Below are 21,442 nucleotides of genomic sequence, written 5' to 3' on the forward strand. Positions count from 1 at the left end.
TAGACCGTAGAAATACGGTCACGGTGCGGGGCTTTTTCGCGTTGTGGCACTATTTCCGCATGCAGCACGCCATACGTCCCGTACGCGCCGATGAATGGCGCAAGGTCAAAGAGCTGAGACTCGCCGCGTTGGCCGATCCCGCGGCTCCGCTCGCTTTCCTGGATACGTGGGAGACCGCGTCCGCGCAGCCCGACTCGTTCTGGCAGGAACGTGCTGCGGGTGCTGCCCAGGGCGACTCCGTGCGGCAGTTCGTCGCCGAGGGGCCCGACGGCGCGTGGGCCGGCACCGTTGCGGTACTGGTCGAGGCCGGGGGCGCCGACGACATCTTCGGGACCCGCGTCGATACGTCACAGGGCCACCTCGTGGGCGTCTTCGTCAGGCCCGAGTGCCGGGGGACCGGGCTGACCGAGCTGCTGGTCGCGGGTGCGCTGGAGTGGGCCTGGTCGCTGGAGGAGCCGCGGCTGAACCGGGTTCGCCTCTTCGTGCACGAGGACAACGCGCGGGCCCAGGGTTTCTACCGCAAGGCCGGGTTCGTGGCGACCGGCGTCACCGCTCTGTTGACCGGGGACGGCCGGCACGATCTGGAGATGGAGATCGGGCGGCCGTAGCGCGGCTGGGGGTCGTGGCTTCCTGAACCCAGGTGAGCCGTAGGGACAGGACCTGCTCAACGGGGCAGGGTGACGAGCCCCATCTCGTAGGCGGTGATGACGAGTTGGACGCGGTCCCGGGCGTCCAGCTTGGCGAGCAGGCGCGACACATGCGATTTGGCGGTGGCCACGGTGATGAAGAGGTCCTCGGCGATCTCGGTGTTCGACCGGCCGCGCCCGATCAGGGCCAAGACCTCGCGTTCCCGTTCGGTGATGCCTTCCACCGGCCGTGGGGGGCGCACCGGGGCGGTTTCGGGGCGCCCGGCGAACTCCGCGATCAGACGGCGCGTGACACCGGGCGCGATCAGCGCGTCCCCGGCGGCGACCACGCGGACGGCCCCGAGGATGTCGTCGAGCGCCATGTCCTTGACCACGAACCCGCTCGCCCCGGCGCGCAGGGCACCGTAGACGTAGTCGTCCTCGTCGAAGGTGGTGAGGACGAGGACGCGCGTCGTGGTCGGCCCTTCGGTGATGAGGCGGGTGGCCTCGATGCCGTCCATGACGGGCATCCGGATGTCCATCACCACGACATCGGGGGCGAGTTCCTCGACCAGGCGGACCGCTTCGACGCCGGTGGACGCCTCGCCGACGACGTCGAGATCGGGGTGGTCGGCCATGATCACGCGCAGTCCGGACCGAACCAGCGGCTGGTCGTCGGCGAGCAGGACACGTACGGGAGCGTCGGCCGTCGGGCTTCCTGTCGTCGGGCGGTCCGTCATCGTGACTCCGCCGGGACTCCCACGGGTTCGGCCAACGGGAGGCGGGCCGTTACGCGGAAGCCGCCCTCGGGGCGTGGTCCGGCGGTGATGCGGCCGTTCAGGAGGGCCACGCGCTCGCGCATGCCGACGATGCCGAAGCCGTGGGGCGGGCCGTCCTCGGTGGTCCCGCGCCCGTTGTCGACGATGTCCACCGTCAGTTCCCCGTCCCCGTAGTCGACGGCCACCCGGCAAGCCGCGGTGCCCGCGTGACGGACCACATTGGTCAGCGCCTCCTGGACGATACGGTAGGCCGAGAGGTCGATGTCGACGGGCAGCGGGCGCTGTTCCCCGCTGCGGCGCAGGTCGACGCGTACACCGGCGTCCGCCGTCACCGTAACCAGCTCCTCGAGGTCGGCCAGGCCGGGCGACGGCGCGAGCGGCGCCCGTCCCGAGGGTTCCGCGTCGGGGTCGGCCTGGCGGAGTGCCACCAGGGTGCGCCGAAGGCCCGACAGGGTGTCCCGGCTGGTGGTTTCGATGGCCCGCAGCGCCTCCAGGGCCTCGGCGGGCTGCGTCTGGATGACGCGGCTTCCCACCCCGGCCTGGATGGCGATGATGCTGATGCTGTGCGCGACCATGTCGTGCAACTCCCTTGCGATCCGCAGCCGTTCGGCGACCACGGCCTCGGCCACCTCCTGTGTGCGCAGCGCCACCGCGTGCTCGCGCCGCTCGGTGACCAGCAGCCCGGCCGTGCAGGCCGCGGCCATCGCCAGGACGGCGATCACAACGTTGACGGTCAGGGACTCCCCGGACGCGAAGCCCCCCACGAGCAGCAGTTGGACGACGAGGGAGACGGCCACGGCGACGGTCGAAGCCCGCCGCGCGCGGGTGGCGACGAGGTGGGCCAGCACGAGGTCCACCGCAAGGAACGCCAGGAACTGGCCCTGATACGCGTCCGACTGGCCCGCGTCGCCGGTGCTCAAGCGGCCCGCCACCACGGCGGTGGCACCGAGAAGGACCAGGATCAGTGTCAGCACCGGCCCGCGGCGCAGGACGCCGACGAGCAGGGTTGCCGCGAGCAGGGCGCCGATGCCCTGGACCGTGCCGGAAGCCCGGGGCGCGCCCCCGATGAGCAGGCCCACCGCGAGGACGTACAGCACGCCTCCCGCCCAGGCGGTGACTCGTGTTCCCGTCGGGGCGGCGGGCGGTATGTCGTTCATCCCGTGAGGCTATCCAGCCGCCGCCCCTCTGGCTTCCGCCCGTGGGCTTACGTCCACGGGCGCATGCGGGCCCGGCATTGCCGCCCATGGCCCGCTGTCCTGAACGCGCCTGCCCGGCAGGGTTGTTCAGGTGATCGAAGTCAATGAACTCACCAAGCGCTACGGCGGCAAGACCGCCGTCGACCAGCTGTCCTTCACCGTGCGACCCGGCCAGGTCACCGGCTTCCTCGGCCCCAACGGCGCGGGAAAGTCCACCACTTTGCGGATGATCCTCGGCCTGGAGAGCCCCACGGCGGGGGCCGCCACCGTCAGCGGGGTGCCCTTTCGCCGTCATGCCCGGGGACTGCGGCACGTCGGCGCGCTCCTCGACGCCGGCCAGGTCCACGGCGGACGCACCGCCACGGCCCACCTGTCCGCCCTGGCCCGGAGCAACGGGCTCTCCCCGCGCCGGGTGGGGGAGGTACTGGACGCGGTGGGGCTGGCCGAGGCCGCGAACCGCCGGATCGGCGGGTTCTCGCTCGGCATGAAGCAGCGGCTGGGCGTCGCCACGGCCCTGCTCGGCGATCCGCCGGTGCTGATGTTCGACGAGCCGGTCAACGGCATGGACCCCGAAGGCGTGCTCTGGATGCGGCGCCTCTTCCGGCGCCTCGCCGCCGAGGGCCGCACGGTCTTCCTCTCCAGTCACCTCATGTCGGAGATGGAGAACACCGCCGATCAGCTGGTGGTCATCGGCCGGGGCCGGCTCATCGCGGCGGAGTCCGTGCGGGACTTCGCGGCGCGCAGCACCGGCGTCGGGGTCGTGGTGGGTACGCGGCAGGCCGCCGAGCTGGCGGCCGTACTGACCGCCGCGGGCGCATCGGTCGAACCGGAGGGGTCGGCGGGCGCCGAGAAGCTCGCCGTGACCGGGCTGGCAGCCGACCGGATCTCCGTACTCGCCTTCGAGAACGGGATCCTCCTGAACGAACTGACCACCCGCACCGCCTCGTTGGAGGAGGCCTTCATGGAACTGACCGCCGACAGCGTCGAATACCAGGCAGGACAACCACGATGACCACACTCGCCCCCGCCGCCGGGGCCGGCACGGCCGCGTCCCTCGCCGAGCCGCCCGCCCGCTTCGGTGATCTGATCGCCTCCGAGTGGATCAAGACGCGGTCCCTGCGCTCCACTCCATGGGTTCTCGCGCTCATCACCCTGTTCGTGATCGGGTCCGCCGTCGTGGCAGCGCTCGCGGACAAGGCCGCGGGCTCGCGGCCCGGCGCGTTCCTGCCCTACGACGCGTTTCCCTCGACCGGATACCTGACGCTGATACTGGTCGCCACCAGCATGGGGGCCCTCGCCGTCGTCAGTGAGTACAGCAGCGGTCTGATCCGCACCACCACCGTGGCCGTCCCCGCCCGGGGTGCGGTGGTGCTGGCCAAGGCGGTCGTCACCGCGGGGCTGTGGACCGCGGCCGGCACGGTCGCCTCGCTGGGTTCGTTCCTGGCGTCCCAGGCCGTCCTGAGCGGGCACGGGGCCGCGGTATCCCTCAATCACCCCGACGTGGTGCGGCCGTTGGTGGCCTCCGCGTTGCTGGCGCCGGTGTGCGCTCTGACCGGGCTCGGTCTGGGCGTTCTGCTCCGCCATGCCGCCGGGACCATGATCACCGGTGTCTTCGCCCTGCTGATGCTGCCCACCATGTTCTCGGAAAGCAGCCGCTGGTCGGCGGATTTCAGGCACGCGATGGTGTCGGCCGCCTGGACGCGCCTGGTCGCGATCTGGGAGCCGGACCCCGGATCCCTGGGCTACACCGCCACGGTCCTCGGCTCTTGGGCCGTCTATGTCCTGTGGCCGCTGCTCGCGGTCGCCCTCGCGGTGGTCGTCGTACGGCGCCGGGATGTGTGAACGCGTCTCCCGGAGGGGCTCGGCGATACGGGAACGGCGAGACGGGAACGGCGATAGAGGAACGGCGATAGAGGAACGGCGATACGAGCTCCTGGTGTCGCACCCGGACTTACGTCAGGGCCTCGGTCCAGCGGGCTCGGGCCTGTTCGGGGGAGCGGAGCAGGGCCAGGGGGTGCAGGCCGCGGCTCTGGCCGGTCGACAGGAGCTCCGGCAGCCGGGGGAGTGGGGCCACGGCCGCGACATCGTCCAGGACGAGCGTCATTGGTGGGTCGAGGCGACCGTCAGATGACCGTTCGGCCATGCGGCGGCCGCGCTCGACCACGTCTGAGGCGAGTGCCGTGAGCAGAGGCATCGCGGCGGGACGGGACCGGGGATCCTCGATCGCTTCACCCACCACATAAAGAGTGCCCCCCTCGTTCACGAATGATTCCAGAGCGAGCGAATCCGCTCGGTTCGGTGTGCACGCCTCGCGGATGTGGATCGAGGAGAGGCAGTCGAGGGCGCGGGCCGTCAACTGCTGTGCGATCTCCCGGCGTTCGGGATACGCGGTGAGGGCGGACTCCAGGAGCCCGGCACTGCCGCTCTGCGCCTTGGGGTGGGTGCGCAGGATGCGTACGGCCTCATGGGCGGCCGTGCCCTGGGCCCAGCGGTGCAGTTGCTTGATCGCCCTGCCGTCCCGGCTCTCCAGGGCGGCCGCGTGCAGCCAGCACCGCAGGAGGGTCTCCGCGGTGTCGGCCATCGCCGCGTCCATCCGGGCCTGGGGGCGTACGGGGGCGAGCAGGGCGGCGGCCCGGGCGGTGGCGGTGTCCTGGTCCTCGCAGCCGGCGGTGGGGGACCAGTGGAGGCGGGCGGGGGTGTCACAGCGGTGGGTGGGGTCGTAGACGTGGACGGGGCCGAGCTTGGCCCGGGCGTCCTTGGTCTCGGCCCACAGGGTGGCGTCCGAGGTGACCACCAGGGCGGGCCCCTCGGCGTCCTGGATCGCCTGGACGGCGGCGGGCCTTCGGGATTCGGGGGCGCCGAAGAGCAGCCGGGGGGTGGCCTGTTCGGCACGGGGGAGCGGAATGTGATCCGCGGGGGCGGTCGCGTACTCCCCTGTGGGGTGCGGGAGTTGGGGCGCCGTGGTGGCCGCCGCTACGGGCGCGGGATGGACCGGGGGCGCGGGGTCGGTGGGCCGCGTGGTGTGGATGGGCGGTGCGGTCTCGACGGGTTGTGCGGGGTACGGGAGCGGGGGCTCGGCGGCCGGGGTTCGCGGTGGGTGGGTGCCGGCGGGGGCGTCCGGAACGGGGGTCGCGGTGGCGGGGGCGGTCGCGGAGGTGAGTTTCGCTCTCGCGCGTACCGCGCGCCATCGGGTGAACGTTCCCAGAGCGAAAATCGTCAGAACGATCACGATGAGCAGTTCGCCGATCAGCAGACCCCAGAACAGGCCGTACCCCGACAGGGCCGAGGGCGGGGTGTCGGGCCAGGCCGCGGGCAGGTCGTGGGGGGCCGTGACCAGGGCGCGCAGGGCCATCGGGCTGTGCGTGAACGATACGCCTGGGGGCCAGGCCCCCTGGGTGAAGAGGCCGCCGAGGCCGGTGGCCGTCCACACCAGGACGGTCAGGCCGAGCAGAAAGGCCAGCAGTCCGACCAGGAGGGAGTCCGGGATGCCTCGCTGGTCGCCTCTCGGGGTGCCCGCCGCGCTCATTCAGGCCACCGTGGACTCGGGGGAGTCGGATGCCAGTCGTTGCCGTTCCATCGTCGCCGCTCGCCGTTCCGTCTCGGATTCGAGTTGGGAGTCCAGCTCCGAGGCCAGGATGTCGTCCGTGGCCGCGGATTCCGTCATGGCGCGGTCGGTGAAGACCAGGGGCCGTTCCCGCTCGGTGATCAGGTGTTTCACCACCTGGACGTTGCCGTTCACGTCCCATACCGCGATGCCGGGGGTCAGGGTCGGGATGATCTCCACCGCCCAGCGGGGCAGGCCGAGGACGCGGCCGGTGGCCCGTGCCTCGTCGGCCTTCTGGGCGTAGATCGTCCTGGTGGAGGCCATCTTCAGGATCGCGGCCGCCTCCCGCGCCGCGGCGCCGTCCACGACGTCGCTGAGGTGGTGGACCACCGCCACGAACGACAGGCCGAGGCGGCGGCCGAACTTCAGGAGGCGCTGGAAGAGCTGGGCCACGAAGGGGCTGTTGATGATGTGCCAGGCCTCCTCGACCAGGAAGATGCGCTTCTTCCGGTCGGGGCGGATCCAGGTGTGCTCCAGCCAGACGCCCACGATCGCCATCAGGATCGGCATCGCGATCGAGTTGCGGTCGATGTGCGAGAGGTCGAAGACGATCAGCGGGGCGTCCAGGTCGATGCCGATCGTCGTCGGGCCGTCGAACATGCCGCGCAGGTCGCCGTCGACCAGACGGTCGAGGACGAGGGCGACGTCAAGGCCCCAGGCGCGCACGTCTTCTATGTCGACGTTCATCGCCTCGGCCGATTCGGCCTCGGGGTGGCGCAGCTGCTCGACGATGTCGGTCAGGACCGGCTGGCGGTCGGTGATCGTGGCGTTGACATACGCGTGCGCCACCTTGAGAGCGAAACCCGATCGTTCGTCCAGGCCATGACCCATCGCAACTTCGATGATCGTTCGAAGCAGGGCGAGCTGGCCGGTCGTGGTGATCGCCGGGTCCAGGGGGTTGAGCCGGATGCCGCCGTCCATCGCGGTCATCGGGTCGAGCCGGATGGGAGTTATCCCCAGCTCGCGCGCGATGAGGTTCCACTCGCCGACGCCGTCCTCGCCCTGGGCGTCCAGGACCACGACCTGCCGGTCGCGGAACCTCAACTGCCGCAGCACATACGTCTTTTCGAGCGCCGACTTGCCGTTGCCGGACTCGCCGAGCACCAGCCAGTGGGGCGCCGGGAGCTGCTGCCCGTACAGCTGGAACGGGTCGTAGATGTAGCCCTTGCCGCTGTACACCTCGCGACCGATGATCACGCCGGAGTCGCCGAGGCCGGGGGCGGCCGTCGGCAGATAGACGGCCTGGGCCTGGCCCGTGGAGGTGCGGACGGGCAGCCGGGTGGTCTCCACCTTGCCGAACAGCAGGGCGGTGAAGGCGTCGGTGATGAGAGACAGCGGATCTCGCATGGCGGGTACTGCCTCTCAACTAGCGGCGGATTCCGGTCGCGAACGGCAAGGTGTTGACGAAGGCCCGGTGGTGCTCGCGGTCGCACCACTCCAGCTTCAGATACGACTTGCCCGCCGAGGCCCTGATGGTCCGCTTGTCGCGGGCCAGCGCCTCCGGCGAACGCGAGGACACCGTGATGTAGCCGACCAGGTTGACGCCGGCCGCGCCGCTCGCGAGGTCCTCGCCGCGCTGGTCGAGACGGCCGTGGGCGGCGATGTCGCGGGGGTCGACGGTGCGGTTCATCTTGGCCGCGCGGGACGCCTCGGCCTCGTCGTTGGTCTTCTCCGTGAGCATGCGCTCGATCGCGACTTCGGTGGGTTCGAGGTCCATGCAGACGGCGACCGTACGGATCACATCCGGGGTGTGGACGAGCAGCGGGGCGAGGAAGTTGACGCCGACCGGCGTCATCGGCCACTCCTTCACCCAGGCCGTGGCGTGGCACCAGGGCGCCCGGGTCGAGGACTCCCGGGTCTTGGCCTGGAGGTAGGTCGGCTCGACGGCGTCGAGCTCGGCCGGCCAGGCGTTGCGCTTGGTCATGGCCTGGATGTGGTCGATGGGGTGGTCCGGGTCGTACATGGAGTGCACGAGCGAGGCGAGCCGGCTCTGGCCCAGCGGCTGGCGTACCCGGATGTCGGCCTCGGCCAACCGGGCGCAGATGTCGGTGAGTTCGCGTGCCATGACGACCGCGAGGCCCGCGTCCCGGTCGAGCTTGCGGCCGTGCGGGTTGGCGGCGCGGGCCATGGCGTGCGCCTCGGCGGCGAGTTCGCGGCTGTACTGCATGCACGCGACGAGGTAGGCGCGGTGCTGCTCGCTGGAGGTGGACACCATCGACTGGAGCTGCTCGTAGGACTCCTGGAGCCAGCCCGGCGCCTTGGGGTCGCCGCGCTGGGAGACGTCCTTGGCGTGGGCGTCGGGGTCGGCGGGCAGGGTGCGGGCCAGCATCTGGAGGCGCGTCACGAAGCCGTCGCCGTTGGCGACGTGCTTGAGGAGCGTGCCGAAGCGGTCGACGAGCGCCTCCTGGTCCTCGCTGTCGCGCAGGCCGACGCCGGGCCCCTCGATCTCGATCGCGGCGGTGACGGTACGGCGGTCCGCGTGCAGCAGGACCGCGAGCTCGTCGGGGCCGAAGGGGGCCGCGAGCCAGTTGACGTGGCCGATGCCGGGCGGCGGCCCGACCTCGATCTCGCGCCCGTCGAGCCGTACGCCTGCCTCGGCCACGCCCGAACGGTAGGCGGTGCCGCGGCGCAGCGACCGCTTGTAACTGCGGTTGATCTCGAACCACTTGTAGAACGTGCGGTGCTTGTACGGGAGGTAGACCGCGGCGAGCGCCAGGAACGGGAAGCCCATCAGGAGCACGATCCGCAGCGACAGGACGGGGACCAGGAGTCCGCACATCATGCCGAGGAACGCGCCGCCGATGATCAGGACGATCTCGCCGGTCTCGCGGTTCTTGCCGACGACGGCCGACGGCCGGGCACGGCCGATCAGATACGTACGGCGGGGCGCGACCGGTTGGGACTGGGTCGTCAACGCCCTCCACCTCCAGTGTTCTTGTTACCTGCGGTGCCGCCGGAGTTGCGGCGGTGGGTGTGCGGGGTGCCGGACGTGGGTCCGGAGCCGCTGCGGGGCGGGGGTGCGGCGGAGGGGACAGTTCCGCCGCCGGCCCCGCCGGCCCCGCCGGAGCCGCGGCTGCTGTGGGCGGCCACGCCACCGGACAGGGGGTTGGTGGGGCGGGCCTGGGCGGCGCCGCCCCCCTGGTTGCCCCGGCCGCTGTGGGTCTTGATGCCCTGGGAGACCAGGGCGGCGGGCGAGGAGATGAGGGCCGCGGCCTGGGAGCCGTCGGTGGCCTGCTTGCGGTTGGTGCGGGCGGAGGCGATCTCGTCGCCGAAGCCGGGCACGAAGCGGTAGATCATCGCCGAGGCGAAGATCGCGAGCAGGATGATCGCGAGGCCGGAGACGACGGCCGAGAACGAGTCGGGGCCCTTCCCGGAGGAGAGCGCTCCGGCGAGCCCGAGCACGATCACGATGACCGGTTTCACCATGATCACGGCGATCATGATGCCGGCCCAGCGGCGGACGTGGCCCCACATGTTCTTGTCGACGAGCCCCGCGTACACCACGGTGCCGAGCAGCGCGCCGACGTACAACAGGGCCGCCCGGACGACCAGTTCGAGGAAGAGGATGCCGGAGGCGAGGATCGAGACGAGCGAGACGACGATCAGCATGATCGGGCCGCCCCCGATGTCCGTGCCCTTCTTGAGCGCGGCCGAGAACGACCCGAAGAACACGTCCGACTGGTTGCCGGTCGCGTTGGAGATCGCCTCGGTCACGGCGTCCGTCGCCGATACGACGGTGTAGAGGATCAGCGGGGTGAACGCGCAGGCGAGCACGGTCAGCCACAGGAAGCCGACGGCTTCCGAGATCGCCGTCGACAGCGGCACCCCCCGGATGGCCCGCTTGGCGACGGCCAGGAGCCACAGGACGAGGGTGAGGAAGGTGGCGGCGGCGAAGACGACGGCGTACTGGGTGCGGAAGCTGTCGTTGGTGAAGTCCACGGTGGCCGTGTTCTTCACGGCGTCGGAGAGCTTGCCGACGATCCAGGCGGCGGCGTCGGCGCAGCCCTTGGCGAGGGAGGTGAGGGGGTCGGCGGTCCCGGCCGGGTCGGGAGCCGTGGTTTTGGAACCGCCCTTGGCGCTGCCGTTCTCGCAGTACTCCTTGGCGAGGCCGACGATGAGGTCGCAGGGGTTGTTGCTGCTGCTCGGGCTGGGGCTCGGACTGCCGGCCGGTGTCGGCGTCGGGCTGGGCGCCGCCCAGGCGCCGGAGGCGAGCATCACCACCGAGGGTGGCAGGGCCGCGAGCAGGGAGTACGAGAGCGCACGCCGGCTACCGGGCATAGGTGAAGCCTCCGTATCCCTGAACGGCCTTGGCGATCTCGTCGGCGGTCGAGGCGCGGTTGTCGCCGCTGACGGGGGTGGGCCCCTCCGCCTGCGACGAGGACGCGATCTTCCAGTCCCCATCGATCCACTTGAGCTTCTCGGTGAGGGTGAACCAGGTCTGGGTCACGGGCTTGGTCGACCCCGCGCCGGCCAGGCCGACGAGGCCGGTGCACCAGACCTCGACCGTGGCGGACGTGCCGTCCTGCTGGGTCGCCTTGGTGCCGACCGGGACGGTGCGCGACACGAAGGTGAGCCCCGAGGGCGTGGAGCCGTCGTCGTTAAGGCCCACGTTCTTGAAGAAGCTCGGGGTGTACGCCTGGTCGAGCCTGCCGAGCAGCCCGTCCACGATGGCGGGGTCATGGGTGGCCCGCACGATCTCCCCGCGGGTGCTGGGCTTGAACATGCCGTCCGACCCCAACGCCACCGCGTAATTCGCCGCAGCCGACTGCGCCCCCTGCTCGGTCTGGGGAAAGCCCGAGGCGATTCCGGACTGCTTGCCGGACACCGGCTTCGTGCCCGTCGCCGCCGTGGACTGGGCGGTGCCCGGCTTGGCCGCGTTGTCGGGGGACGTGGCCGCGTCGTCGCCGCTGCGGTTCGCGAAGGCGATCGCCGCGATCAGGAGGACGACGACGCCGACCACCATGACCAGGGAGCGGGAGGTGCGCGGGGGCCGGCGGGTGGCGCCGTAGCCGTCCGTGGGGCCCTCGGGCATGCGGGTGCGGGTCTGGCGGGTGCCGCCGAGCGTGTTGAAGCGGTCGTCGGCGTGGCCGGAGTCGCCCCCGCCGTGGCCCGGCTCGTCGTCGAAACTCATGCCTGCGCCCCCTCGACCGTGTGCGGTTCCGCGTAGTACGACGGTAGCCGTGCTGGTTGCCGCGCGGGCGCGGTGTGGTGACTCGACATCAGGGGGACGCAACCTCTGCCGGTGGGCGCGACGGACGGATGGTGTGAGGGGGACGGGAGGGGAGAGGTTCGACTGACGCCGGGTCAGACAGCCATCCCGTACACGATGGTGAAGAGCGTGCCGAGCGAGCCGATGATGAAGACTCCGGTCAGGCCGGCCACGATCAGGCCCTTGCCCTGTTCGGCGCTGAAGGTGTCGCGCAGCGCCGTCGCTCCGATCCGCTGTTTGGCCGCACCCCATACCGCGATGCCGAGGCAGAGGAGGATGGCGACCGCCATCACCACCTCCACCATGATGCGGGCCTCGTTGCCGAGCGTCCCGAACGGCCCCCAGTTGGGGGCGATTCCGCCGATGATGGTGGTGATGTCGCCTTTTCCGGCTGCCAGGTACATGTAACTCACCGCCCCTGTCGGGTAGTTCGATGCCCCTGCCCCATGGCATGGGTCAGGTTCTATCTTCGCTGATGAAACCGCCGGAGTAGGACGCCTTCGCGCCTCTCTTTACCCGCTTTCGCACACCAGTGCCGGTCCGACCGCCCTGACCTGCGGCGAACCGGCTGTTGACGAAAGTGCGTATGGTCACTCTGTGTATCACGCAGGGTGACTCCGGGCAATGACTGTCGTTGTTACACCCTTGGGCCGCTTGTCGTGTCGGCGGCCGACGGCGCAGGTGGGGACCGGGGGCCGTTCATAGAAAGTTCTCAGAAAAGGTTCATGGTCGCTCTCAGTCGGGGCAGCGAGAGTCACAGTGTTCGCAGTCAGCAGCACGCCCGCCGACCACCAGGAGACGCACCGTATGAAGCGCACTGGCATCTTCGGGAAGAAGTTCGTGACCGGGCGCGGAAGATTCGGCGCGCTGTCGGCCGCCGTGGCGCTCCTCGTCATACCGGCGTACGGGGGCCAGGCCGCGGAGGCGAGCGGCCGGACGGCGCCCGCGCCGGCCACCGCCGAGAACGCCCGGGTGGGGGCGCTGTTCAAGGGGGGCCTGGGCGACGGGCACTACTGCACGGCGTCGGTGGTGCGCAGCGCGGGCCGCGACCTCATCGTCACCGCCGCGCACTGTCTGCCCGCGGACGAGTCGGAGGGTGGCAAGGCGGTGTTCGTGCCGGGCTACCGGGACGGGTCGGCGCCGTACGGGACCTGGCCGGTGGAGTCCGTGTACGAGGACGACCGCTGGAACGAGGACGGGGACCAGGACAGCGACGTCGCCTTCGCCGTGCTCGGGCCCGGCTCGGAGGGCGGCAGGAAGATCGAGGACGTGGTGGGCGGCGCCCCGCTGTTCGCGGGCCGCGCGACCGGGATGGCCGCCACGCTGACCGGTTATCCGTCCGATGCCGAGGTCCCCCAGGTCTGTACGAACACCGCCGTCGCGTACGGGAACACCCAGCAGCGGATCGACTGCCCCGACTTCCCCGGCGGCACCAGCGGCAGCCCCTGGGTCGTCGAGGGCGGGGCGGTCGCGGGGGTGATCGGGGGCTACCAGTTCGGCGGGGACGACCCCGACGTCTCGTACAGCGTCGTCTTCGGGCCGCGCACCAAGGCGCTGTTCCGGCTGGCGGAGTCGGCGGGTGCCCCGAAGACGGCGGCGGTGGCGAAGGCGGCCGCGCCCCAACCGGTCGCGAGCGGCGGGTCGCTGACCACACCTCAGCCCGCGGCGCCGGATGGGGATGCCGGGTCGGCTCCGTCGGGGCGGCCGATGGTGTGTGCCTGTCTGATGCCGTGAGGGCCCTTGCGGCGGTGTGAATCCCGGGCGCCACCCCGCAGTTGAACGCGCACCGTCACATGGCAGGGTTGAGCGGTGGACACGCTCAGGCCTTCGCAGGATCCGGAACGGATCGGTACCTACGCATTGCTCGCCCGGCTCGGGGCGGGTGGCATGGGGATGGTGTACCTCGGGCGGTCGCCGGGCGGGCGGCTCGTCGCGATCAAGGTGATCAAGGACGAGATCACCGACCACCCCGAGGCCCTGACCCGCTTTCGCCGCGAGGCGGAGACCGTACGGGCGGTGCGCAGCGCGTACACCGCGAACCTCATCGACGCGTCGCTGTCCGCGCCGCCGTACTGGCTGGCCACGGAGTACGTCGCCGGGCCGACCCTTTCCCACGCCGTGCGTGAGCGGGGCGCGTTCCCCGCGGACACCTGTCTGCGCCTGTTCGCGGCGCTCGCGGAGGGGCTCGCGAGTGTGCACGGGTACGGGGTGACCCATCGCGACCTGAAGCCCCAGAACGTCATCCTGTCGCCCCAGGGACCCCAGCTCATCGACTTCGGCATCGCCAAGGGCGCGGAGGACACGGCCCTCACCCGCACGGGCCTCGCCCCCGGCACACCGGGGTTCACGGCGCCCGAGGTGCTGATGCGCAATCAGGTGGGCGCGGCGGCGGACGTGTTCGCGCTGGGGGCGACGATCGCGTTCGCGGCGACGGGGCGGGCGCCGTTCGGTTCGGGTGCGATGGAGTCCGTCTCGTACCGGGCCGTGCACGAGGACATCGACGTCGAGGGCGTCGAGCCGGGGCTCGCGGCCCTGATCCGGGCCTGTGTGGCCAAGGACCCCGCGGACAGGCCCGGCGCGGGCGAGGTCATCGCGGCGTGCGGGGTGGACTCGGCGCTGGTGGAGGACCGGTTCTACCGGCCGCTGATGAGCCTCGGCGACGCGATCCCGCAGTACGCCGTACCGGCCACCCCCGCTCCCTCGGCCACGCCCGCGCAGGCCACCCCCGCGCTGGTGCACGACCTGCCCACGGCGGCGCCCGCCCAGCCGTCCGCACACCCCGCGACCTATGTGCCGACCGCGCTGGGCGCCCCCGCCAGGCGCCGCGCCACGCCCTGGCTCGCGGCGGGCGCGGTCGCGGTGGTGCTGGGCCTGGTGGGGGCCGGTCTGGTGTGGTGGCTGCCGGGCCGGGGCGAGGGCGCCGGGACCGCGCACGGCACCGCCACGCCGGCCCCGAAGGCCTCGGTGTCCGGCGCCCCGGGGCCGACCCCCGCCGCGGACACGACCGGCGGCGCGGTGAAGCCGGTGGGCCTGCCGGGGTACATCGAGCAGACCAACCCCTCGCGGGACTACTGGAACTCGCCGTCGGGGACCTGCGGGCTGCCCGTCGAGGAGCGGCTGAACCCGAACTTCCCCGCGTACTCGGTGACCGAGGCCGGAAGCCCGGAGCACAAGGAGGTGCTCAAGGGGAAGCTGAAGGTGGGCTTCATGATGAAGGCGTACGCCGACGGCCAGGTGAAGGCGCCCTATTACGTGTCGCTCGTCGTCAAGCCGCCGCACGCCATCGACCCGGACACCGGGGCCCCGGCGGCGGGCGTGCTCCAGCCGAATCTCTCCCTCGGTTATGCCAGCAAGCCCGTCGACCTCTTCGCCAAGGGCCTGGGACAGTGGGTCGAGTTCACCTATCCCGACGACTTCACCGAGACCGTCATGGGGAAGCCGCATCCCGCCGTCGAGGTGGGCAAGGACCCCGGGGACTGGACACTGCTCGTCGAGCATGTGAAGGGGCCGAAGGAGTACGCCTCCATCGTGTGCACGGGCTTCAAGGCGGGTGGCTGATACACGCCACTCCGGGAGAACGCCGGTGAATCCGGCCCGGATGGGGGAGGGTTGAGGGGTGCGCAAGGTCTGGTTGGTCGGCGGTGTCGGGCTCGGGGTGTGCCTGAGCTTCATCGCGCTGCTCGTCGTCGGCACGTATTCGGCCGCCGCCGGGCTCGCGTCCGGTTCCGGCTCGGCGGTGGGGCTCGCCAAGGGGGCGGTGCCCGCCGCGTATCGGGCCGTGGTGCAGAAGTGGGGCACCCTCTGCCCGGCCATCAACCCGGCCCTGCTCGCGGCCCAGCTCTACCAGGAGAGCGGTTGGGACCCCAAGGTGGTGAGCTCGGCCGACGCGCGCGGTATCGCGCAGTTCATCCCCGGTACGTGGGAGACCCACGGGATCGACGGCAACGGGGACGGCAAACGGGACATCTGGGATCCCGAGGATGCCATTCCGTCAGCCGCCTCGTACGACTGTGAATTGGCCAAATACGTCAAGGACGTACCCGGGGACACGACCGACAACATGCTCGCCGCGTACAACGCCGGGGCGTACCGCGTCATCCAGGCGCGCGGTGTTCCGGGCATCCGCGAAACCCAGGGCTACGTGAAAACCATCCGCTCCCTGGAGAAGAGCTTCGCCGCCCCCGTGGGCCGCGTGCAGCCCTCGCAGCAGGCGGCGGGGGCCATCTACTACGCGCAGCAGAAGCTCGGGACTCCCTACCTCTGGGGCGGGGAGGGGACGCCCGAGCAAGGGGGGCGGTTCGACTGTTCGGGGCTTACGCAGGCCGCGTACCAGAGCGTGGGGATCACGCTGCCCCGGGTCGCCAACGACCAGTACAACGCCGGCCCGCACCCCGCCCGCAACGAACTGCTCCCGGGGGACCTGGTGTTCTTCTCGACGGACCTCGGCAACTCGCGCGCCATCCACCACGTGGGCCTCTATGTGGGTGGCGGGTACATGATCAACGCCCCCTACACCGGCGCCGTCATCCGCTTCGACAAGATCGACGCGCCCGACTACTTCGGCGCGACCCGGGTCACCAAGGACGGTGCGGCCGCGCTGCCCGGCTCCAAAGCGGGGGCCTGAACACGGCCCCTCGATGGCTGGAACTCTCCGTGAAGCCAAGGCCCTGAGCTGGGACGACGAGTCACTCTTCGATAACGTCGGCGTGATCATTCGGTGGAGAGTGGAACGCGGCGGGCGCCGAGGGCGTTCCCTGGACAGTGACTGATGTACGTACTGACCACGGGGGTTGGTAGCAGGACGCAACAAGGCAAGGGGCCGCAGCATGGCTGGACTCGCATTCGACGGAGCGAATCCCGATGTCGGCCTGCTCTACGACATCAACGGCCTCGCCCAGGACGCCCCGTCCTGGTTCGACCGGGCGATGGCCTTCGTCGGGGAGTACGGCCTCCTGCTGGGCCTCGTGCTCGTCGTGCTGTGGTGCTGGTGGAGCGTGCGGCGCGCGGAGGACCGGCAGTCGGCGGTCGCCTCCGTCGCCGGGATCGTGTGGGCGCCGCTGGCCGCCGGGATCGCCGTCCTGGTCAACATCCCCATCCGCGGCTTCGTGCAGCGGCCGAGGCCCTTCCTCGACCACAAGGGCCTCGACGTCCTGGTCGACGGCAAGAGCGACTTCTCGTTCGTCAGCGACCACGCCACCCTCGCCATGGCCATCGGCACCGGACTCTTCGTCGCCAACCGCAAGTTCGGCCTGATCGCGCTCGGCCTCGCCCTGCTCGAAGGGTTCAGCCGGGTCTACATGGGAGTGCACTACCCGACCGACGTCGTGGGTGGTTTCGCGCTCGGCACCGCCGTCACGCTGCTCCTCGCGCCGCTCGCCCAACTGCTGCTGACCCCGGTCGTCGCGGCCGTCGCCCGCTCCCCCCGGCTCGGCCTCCTGGTGCACTCACGCCGGGCTCTGACGGTCGTTCCGGCCGCGCCCGGTGGCGCCGTCGGCCGGCCGGGCACCGAGGAGCGCGACCTCGCGGCCTGACCCGTGGACGACGCAGCTCCGCGTCCCCGTGGACGACCCGCCTGCGCGTCACAGCGCCTGCGGGAAGTCGAAGAGCCTGCCGGGGTCGTACTGCCGCTTCAGCTGCGCCAGGCGCCCCGCGTTCGCGCCGTAGTAGGCGGTACGCCAGTCGTTGAGCGCGGGGTCGGGATAGTTCTGGTAGGCCGCGCCCGAGGCGTAGGGGCGCATCGCGTCATGGGTACGGGCCAGCCAGGACTGCTGGGTGGTGCCGGGGGTGCCGGGGACCCACGAGGCGATGTACTGGGCGAGCACCCGTGAGGTGCGGTGCACGAAGGCGGTCGCGTCCGGGGCGACCCGGTTGATCGCGCCGCCGAGCGCGGTGAGCACGAGGGTGCCGCCGCCTCCGTTGTCGCCGGGTGCGATGCGGGTGAACTCCTCGGCGGATGACAGGAGTTGGCGTACGCCAGGCTCGGGGAGCGCCTTCGTGTAGAAGTCGGACTTCGCGGCGTACGTCTCGCGCTGGAGCACCCCCTGCGGGGAGCGGCCCGGGGTCGTGCCGGGCAGATGGCACTGGGCCTGGCTGAAGGTGGAGCACCCCGCGTACAGCAGCATCGCGTCCTGGAATCCGGTGCGGTGCAGGGCCACCGTGGAGGCGGGGGCGCCCGCCCGGTCGGCGAGGCGGTCGAGGGCGTTCTGGAGATCGCCGTAGGAACCGATCGAGAACGCGGCGACGTTGACGGTCGGATCGGCCCCGCCGACCGCGCCCGCCACATGGGCCGCGGACCAGATCTCGTCCGGCTGGTCGGGGCCCCACTCCTGCCAGGCCTCGATCACCCCGCGCGCGTGCCGCCAGGGCCAGGTGAGGAAGGCGGTCACCCCGCGGGGCGCCTGGTGCGTACGGAAGGTGAAGCCCGTGACCACGCCGAAGGTGCCGTTGCCCGCGCCGCGCAGGGCCCAGAACAGGTCCGGGTTCTGGTGCTGACTGGCCGTCAGTTCCCGTCCGTCGGCGGTGACGAGGTCGATCGAGGTCACGCTGTCGCAGGTGAGGCCGTAGGCGCGGGCCGTGACGCCGTGTCCGCCGCCCAGGGCCAGGCCCGAGACGGCGACCGTGGGGCAGGAGCCGCCGGGGATGGTGCGCCCGCCGCGCGCGAGGCCGGTGTAGACGTCCAGGAGGCGGGCGCCCGCGCCGATGGTGCCGTCGGCGCCGACCGTGTTCAGGCGCGATACGTCGATCACCAGGCGCCCGGTCCCCGAGGACCAGCCCGCGTAGTCGTGGCCCCCGCTGCGGACGGCGACCGGGGTGTGGTGGGCGCGGGCGTAGGACAGGCACTCCTGGACGTCCGCGGCGTGGGCCACATAGGCGACGGCGTCCGGCTTCTGGCCGTCGAAACGGGTGTTGTAGAGCTGGCGGGCGGTGGCGTAGTCGGCGTCGCCGGGGCGGACGAGCCTGCCCTCCAGGGAGTGGGCCAGCGCGTTCCAGTCGGCGGGCGCCGGGGGGCTCGGGGACGGAGTGCGGGTCGCGGTCGGGGTCGGCGTGGGCTCGGGGTGCCCGGAGGCGCCGCACGCGGAGGCGGTGAGCGCGGCCGCGGCGCCGGTGGCGGCGGTCAGGAGGGTGCGGCGGCGCATGGGGGCTCCCGGAGGGCGTGGGGCGGGCGCTGTGCCCGCTTCTTCCCCGCCCAGCCCCACGCCGAACCGGCCGCCCGCGACGGGCGCCGCCTCAGGCGTCGACGGGGTCCGGGGGAGCGGGGGGAGGGGGAAGCGCGAGGGCGTGGGTCTCGGCGTCCAGGCGGGCTCTGTCGCGGCTTCGGCGGGCCGGACCGGCCCAGCCGCAGGAGCAACGGGCCACGGCGAAGCTGCCGCGCTCCGTGAGGGAGGTCTGGTGGGACACCTCACCACCGTACTGCGGGCGTGACGGGGGCCGTACCGCGGTCGTTAGGAGGTACGGGCCAGTCCAAGGGCGTTGGGGGTTCGGCGGCGATGGTGGTGCAACGGCACGGAGCCGGGCGAGCGGGTGCGATCGTGGCCGCCGCGCTGGTGGGCGGCGTGATCGCGGGCGTCGCAGGGTGCGGCGGAAGCAGTGCGGAGATCGCGAGCGGGTCCGCGCCCGATCCGGCGGCGCTGGTGCGGGCGGCGGCCGATCGGCTGGTGGCGGCCGGGAGTTCGCGGGCCACCACCTCCATGGAGATGGCCACCGGGGGCACCCGGGTCACGATCCGGGGCATGGGCACGTACGACTTCCGGCGCAGAACCGGGGAGTTGACGGTGCTGCTGCCCCAGGACGCCAAGGGCACCGAGGAGCGGCGGCCGCTCACCGAACTCCTCGCGCCGGGCGCGCTCTACATGAAGAACCGGGGCGCCGGGGTGCCCGCCGACAAGTGGGTGCGCGTCGACACCACCACGCTCCCGGACGGCAACCTGGTGACGGGCGGCGCCACCGAGCCGTACGCGGCCGCCGCCCTGCTGCGCGGCGCCCAGGACGTGACGTACGTCGGCGAGGAGGACCTCGCGGGGGTGTCGGTGCGCCACTACCGGGGAAGCGCGGCGCTGCCCGCCTCGGTGACGAAAGGGTTCTCCCGAGCGGTCGTGCCGTTCGACGCGTACTTCGACGCGGCGGGACGGCTGTGCAAGGTGCGCCAGCAGTTCAGCTACGTCAACCGCGGCCGGCCCGTCGCGGTCGCCTCGACGACGCTGCTGTACGCGTTCGGGACGGCCGTGAACGTACGGCTGCCGGACGCGCGGGACATCTTCGACGGGAAGATCCAGCCGTAATCAGCCAGACATGGCCCCCTCAGGGGGGCCGGTGGTGGCGGAAATGGTCCGTCCGTGCCATGCGCGGTCCCTGCCCCTCTCCCTACGCTGGGAAGCCGACGAGGCAGCAGACCCGGCGAACAGATCGAGCGAGCGAACCGACCGAGCGAACGGCAGCGAGCGACGACCGGTGGGAAGAGGTCGAGGAAGAGGTGATGTGCGTGGCTTCGCTTCGCGGTGCGACCGTCCAGGACCACGTGGCCCTCGTCGAGATCGAACTGTGCGGTGAGTTGATGATCGCGGCGTCCGCCGCCGAGGGGGACCGGCTCAGCCCGGACCTCATCGACGAGGTGCTGAACGTGGGTCAGTCCGGTGCCGGGCAGTCGGCGGAACGGTCCTGCGGGGTGGCCGGTCGCGGGAGCGCCCGGCCCTGAAGCCCGGCGGGCCGCCGCCGTCGCGGTGCCGGCGGCGCGACGTCTTCGGGCGCGGCGCCTTGGGCGCGGTGCCTTTCGGGCGCGGCCGGGGCTGGTTCCGCCGCGCCCGGGCGTGGGGCGCCCGCGCCGGACGGGGCGGGGGAGTCAGGTGCGCATCATGCGGGCGATGGCCTTGGTGGCCTCCTCGACCTTGGCGTCGATCTCGTCGCCGCCCTTGACCGCCGCGTCCGCCACGCAGTGGCGCAGGTGCTCCTCCAGGAGCTGGAGGGCGAAGGACTGGAGGGCCTTGGTGGACGCGGAGACCTGGGTGAGTATGTCGATGCAGTAGACGTCCTCGTCGACCATGCGCTGGAGGCCGCGGATCTGCCCCTCGATCCGGCGCAGCCGCTTGAGGTGCTCGTCCTTCTGCTTGTGGTAGCCGTGCACGCCGTGGTCGTGATCGGTCAGGGGGGGCTCGACCGGGGGGCCGGCTGCCTCGGTGGTCGTCATCGCGTCCTCCCGTTGTCCTTCATGTGCCAAGTGGCTGCCTTGTGCGGCAAGGGGCTTGATACCCCTCATGGGTATATGGTAACGAATTTCCGGCCCCCCTGGCGGGGGTCCGTGCTGATCACTGTGCCCGATGGGCGACACTGAGGAACGCCGGTTAGCCGTGGCCGGATGATGCGCCTAGCATCAGCCTGACCGAATCCCAAGCACTCCGAGGACCCCACGTGCGCTTTCGTCTGACCCCCAGGGAGACGAGCTTCTACGACATGTTCTCCGCATCAGCGGACAACATCGTCACGGGCTCGAAGCTCCTCATGGAACTGCTCGGAGCGGACTCCGCGTCCCGGGCCGAGATCGCGGAGCGTATGCGGGCGGCGGAGCACGCGGGCGACGACGCCACCCACGCGATCTTCCACCAGCTCAACTCCTCCTTCATCACGCCGTTCGACCGCGAGGACATCTACAACCTCGCCTCGTGCCTCGACGACATCATGGACTTCATGGAGGAGGCCGTCGACCTGGTCGTCCTCTACAACGTGGAGGAGCTGCCCAAGGGCGTCGAGCAGCAGATCGAGGTGCTCAACCGGGCGGCCGTGCTGACCGCCGAGGCGATGCCCAACCTGCGCACGATGTCCAACCTGACCGAGTACTGGATCGAGGTCAACCGCCTGGAGAACCAGGCCGACCAGATCCACCGCAAGCTGCTCGCCCACCTCTTCAACGGCAAGTACGACGCCATCGAGGTGCTGAAGCTCAAGCAGATCGTGGACGTACTCGAAGAGGCGGCGGACGCGTTCGAGCACGTGGCGAACACGGTGGAGACCATCGCCGTCAAGGAGTCCTGACCCAG

At 71.4% G+C, this 21,442-nt stretch carries 21 protein-coding genes; 10 read left to right on the forward strand and 11 right to left on the reverse strand.

Annotated elements, in window-relative coordinates; genetic code table 11:
- Nucleotides 1–59: 59 nt before the first annotated feature.
- A complete protein-coding gene (locus N4G70_RS19945) occupies nucleotides 60–608 on the forward strand; it encodes an N-acetyltransferase (RefSeq protein WP_261714035.1) in 549 nt (182 codons plus the stop codon).
- A gap of 56 nt (nucleotides 609–664) precedes the next feature.
- Here the strand turns inward: N4G70_RS19945 and N4G70_RS19950 are convergent, their stop codons facing one another.
- Together N4G70_RS19950 and N4G70_RS19955 are read right to left on the reverse strand one after the other, a co-directional pair.
- Entirely contained in the window at nucleotides 665–1,366 is a 702-nt protein-coding gene (locus N4G70_RS19950) for a response regulator transcription factor (protein ID WP_261714036.1), read from the reverse strand.
- Nucleotides 1,363–2,562 carry a sensor histidine kinase gene (locus N4G70_RS19955; protein ID WP_261714037.1) on the reverse strand — a complete coding sequence of 400 codons (1,200 nt, stop codon included), beginning with the start codon at nucleotides 2,560–2,562 and terminating at the stop codon, nucleotides 1,363–1,365. Before N4G70_RS19955 ends, N4G70_RS19950 begins: the two co-directional genes overlap by 4 nt.
- A gap of 130 nt (nucleotides 2,563–2,692) precedes the next feature.
- Here N4G70_RS19955 and N4G70_RS19960 point away from each other — a divergent pair, with 130 nt between their 5' ends.
- Nucleotides 2,693–3,613 carry an ABC transporter ATP-binding protein gene (locus N4G70_RS19960; protein WP_261714038.1) on the forward strand — a complete coding sequence of 307 codons (921 nt, stop codon included), beginning with the start codon at nucleotides 2,693–2,695 and terminating at the stop codon, nucleotides 3,611–3,613.
- Nucleotides 3,610–4,443 carry an ABC transporter permease gene (locus N4G70_RS19965; RefSeq protein WP_261714039.1) on the forward strand — a complete coding sequence of 278 codons (834 nt, stop codon included), beginning with the start codon at nucleotides 3,610–3,612 and terminating at the stop codon, nucleotides 4,441–4,443. Before N4G70_RS19960 ends, N4G70_RS19965 begins: the two co-directional genes overlap by 4 nt.
- A gap of 109 nt (nucleotides 4,444–4,552) precedes the next feature.
- Here the strand turns inward: N4G70_RS19965 and N4G70_RS19970 are convergent, their stop codons facing one another.
- From N4G70_RS19970 to N4G70_RS19995, 6 genes are all read right to left on the reverse strand, one after another.
- Nucleotides 4,553–6,127: a type IV secretory system conjugative DNA transfer family protein gene (locus N4G70_RS19970; RefSeq protein WP_261714040.1), complete on the reverse strand. Its 1,575-nt coding sequence runs from the start codon at nucleotides 6,125–6,127 to the stop codon at nucleotides 4,553–4,555.
- Nucleotides 6,128–7,552 carry an ATP-binding protein gene (locus N4G70_RS19975; protein WP_261714041.1) on the reverse strand — a complete coding sequence of 475 codons (1,425 nt, stop codon included), beginning with the start codon at nucleotides 7,550–7,552 and terminating at the stop codon, nucleotides 6,128–6,130. It abuts the gene before it with no gap.
- A gap of 19 nt (nucleotides 7,553–7,571) precedes the next feature.
- Entirely contained in the window at nucleotides 7,572–9,119 is a 1,548-nt protein-coding gene (locus tag N4G70_RS19980) for an SCO6880 family protein (RefSeq protein WP_261714042.1), read from the reverse strand.
- A complete protein-coding gene (locus N4G70_RS19985; protein WP_261714043.1) occupies nucleotides 9,116–10,483 on the reverse strand; it encodes a hypothetical protein in 1,368 nt (455 codons plus the stop codon). Before N4G70_RS19985 ends, N4G70_RS19980 begins: the two co-directional genes overlap by 4 nt.
- A complete protein-coding gene (locus N4G70_RS19990) occupies nucleotides 10,473–11,336 on the reverse strand; it encodes a hypothetical protein (RefSeq protein ID WP_261714044.1) in 864 nt (287 codons plus the stop codon). Before N4G70_RS19990 ends, N4G70_RS19985 begins: the two co-directional genes overlap by 11 nt.
- A 173-nt stretch (nucleotides 11,337–11,509) precedes the next feature.
- The gene (locus N4G70_RS19995; protein ID WP_053729027.1) at nucleotides 11,510–11,818 is read right to left on the reverse strand and encodes a hypothetical protein; all 309 of its coding nucleotides are present in this window, start codon (nucleotides 11,816–11,818) and stop codon (nucleotides 11,510–11,512) included.
- A 403-nt stretch (nucleotides 11,819–12,221) separates the two neighbouring features.
- On the opposite strand from N4G70_RS19995, the gene N4G70_RS20000 reads away from it, so the two are divergent.
- The 4 genes from N4G70_RS20000 (at nucleotide 12,222) to N4G70_RS20015 (ending at nucleotide 16,945) form a co-directional block, all read left to right on the forward strand.
- A complete protein-coding gene (locus N4G70_RS20000; protein ID WP_261714045.1) occupies nucleotides 12,222–13,148 on the forward strand; it encodes a serine protease in 927 nt (308 codons plus the stop codon).
- 75 nt (nucleotides 13,149–13,223) lie between these two features.
- Complete coding sequence (locus tag N4G70_RS20005) at nucleotides 13,224–14,972, forward strand: serine/threonine-protein kinase (protein ID WP_261714046.1); 1,749 nt, start codon at nucleotides 13,224–13,226, stop codon at nucleotides 14,970–14,972.
- A gap of 58 nt (nucleotides 14,973–15,030) precedes the next feature.
- Nucleotides 15,031–16,038, forward strand: coding sequence for a bifunctional lytic transglycosylase/C40 family peptidase (locus N4G70_RS20010; RefSeq protein ID WP_261714047.1), 1,008 nt, complete (start codon nucleotides 15,031–15,033; stop codon nucleotides 16,036–16,038).
- A 202-nt stretch (nucleotides 16,039–16,240) separates the two neighbouring features.
- Nucleotides 16,241–16,945: a phosphatase PAP2 family protein gene (locus N4G70_RS20015; protein WP_261714048.1), complete on the forward strand. Its 705-nt coding sequence runs from the start codon at nucleotides 16,241–16,243 to the stop codon at nucleotides 16,943–16,945.
- A gap of 48 nt (nucleotides 16,946–16,993) precedes the next feature.
- Here N4G70_RS20015 and N4G70_RS20020 read toward each other — a convergent pair whose 3' ends face one another.
- Complete coding sequence (locus tag N4G70_RS20020; RefSeq protein ID WP_261714049.1) at nucleotides 16,994–18,550, reverse strand: FAD-binding oxidoreductase; 1,557 nt, start codon at nucleotides 18,548–18,550, stop codon at nucleotides 16,994–16,996.
- A 91-nt stretch (nucleotides 18,551–18,641) separates the two neighbouring features.
- Complete coding sequence (locus tag N4G70_RS20025) at nucleotides 18,642–18,812, reverse strand: hypothetical protein (RefSeq protein ID WP_261714050.1); 171 nt, start codon at nucleotides 18,810–18,812, stop codon at nucleotides 18,642–18,644.
- Nucleotides 18,813–18,901: 89 nt separating this feature from the next.
- Here N4G70_RS20025 and N4G70_RS20030 point away from each other — a divergent pair, with 89 nt between their 5' ends.
- Entirely contained in the window at nucleotides 18,902–19,693 is a 792-nt protein-coding gene (locus tag N4G70_RS20030) for a hypothetical protein (protein ID WP_261714051.1), read from the forward strand.
- 194 nt (nucleotides 19,694–19,887) lie between these two features.
- Complete coding sequence (locus N4G70_RS20035; RefSeq protein WP_261714052.1) at nucleotides 19,888–20,106, forward strand: hypothetical protein; 219 nt, start codon at nucleotides 19,888–19,890, stop codon at nucleotides 20,104–20,106.
- A 144-nt stretch (nucleotides 20,107–20,250) separates the two neighbouring features.
- Here N4G70_RS20035 and N4G70_RS20040 read toward each other — a convergent pair whose 3' ends face one another.
- Nucleotides 20,251–20,595 (reverse strand): metal-sensitive transcriptional regulator, encoded by a 345-nt coding sequence (locus N4G70_RS20040; RefSeq protein WP_114039010.1) that lies wholly within the window; start codon nucleotides 20,593–20,595, stop codon nucleotides 20,251–20,253.
- Between the two features lie 221 nt (nucleotides 20,596–20,816).
- Between N4G70_RS20040 and N4G70_RS20045 the strand changes: the two genes are divergently transcribed.
- The gene (locus tag N4G70_RS20045) at nucleotides 20,817–21,437 is read left to right on the forward strand and encodes a DUF47 domain-containing protein (protein ID WP_053729022.1); all 621 of its coding nucleotides are present in this window, start codon (nucleotides 20,817–20,819) and stop codon (nucleotides 21,435–21,437) included.
- Nucleotides 21,438–21,442: the final 5 nt, after the last annotated feature.

It is taken from the genome of Streptomyces sp. ASQP_92 (assembly GCF_025399895.1).
GTDB lineage: Bacteria > Actinomycetota > Actinomycetes > Streptomycetales > Streptomycetaceae > Streptomyces.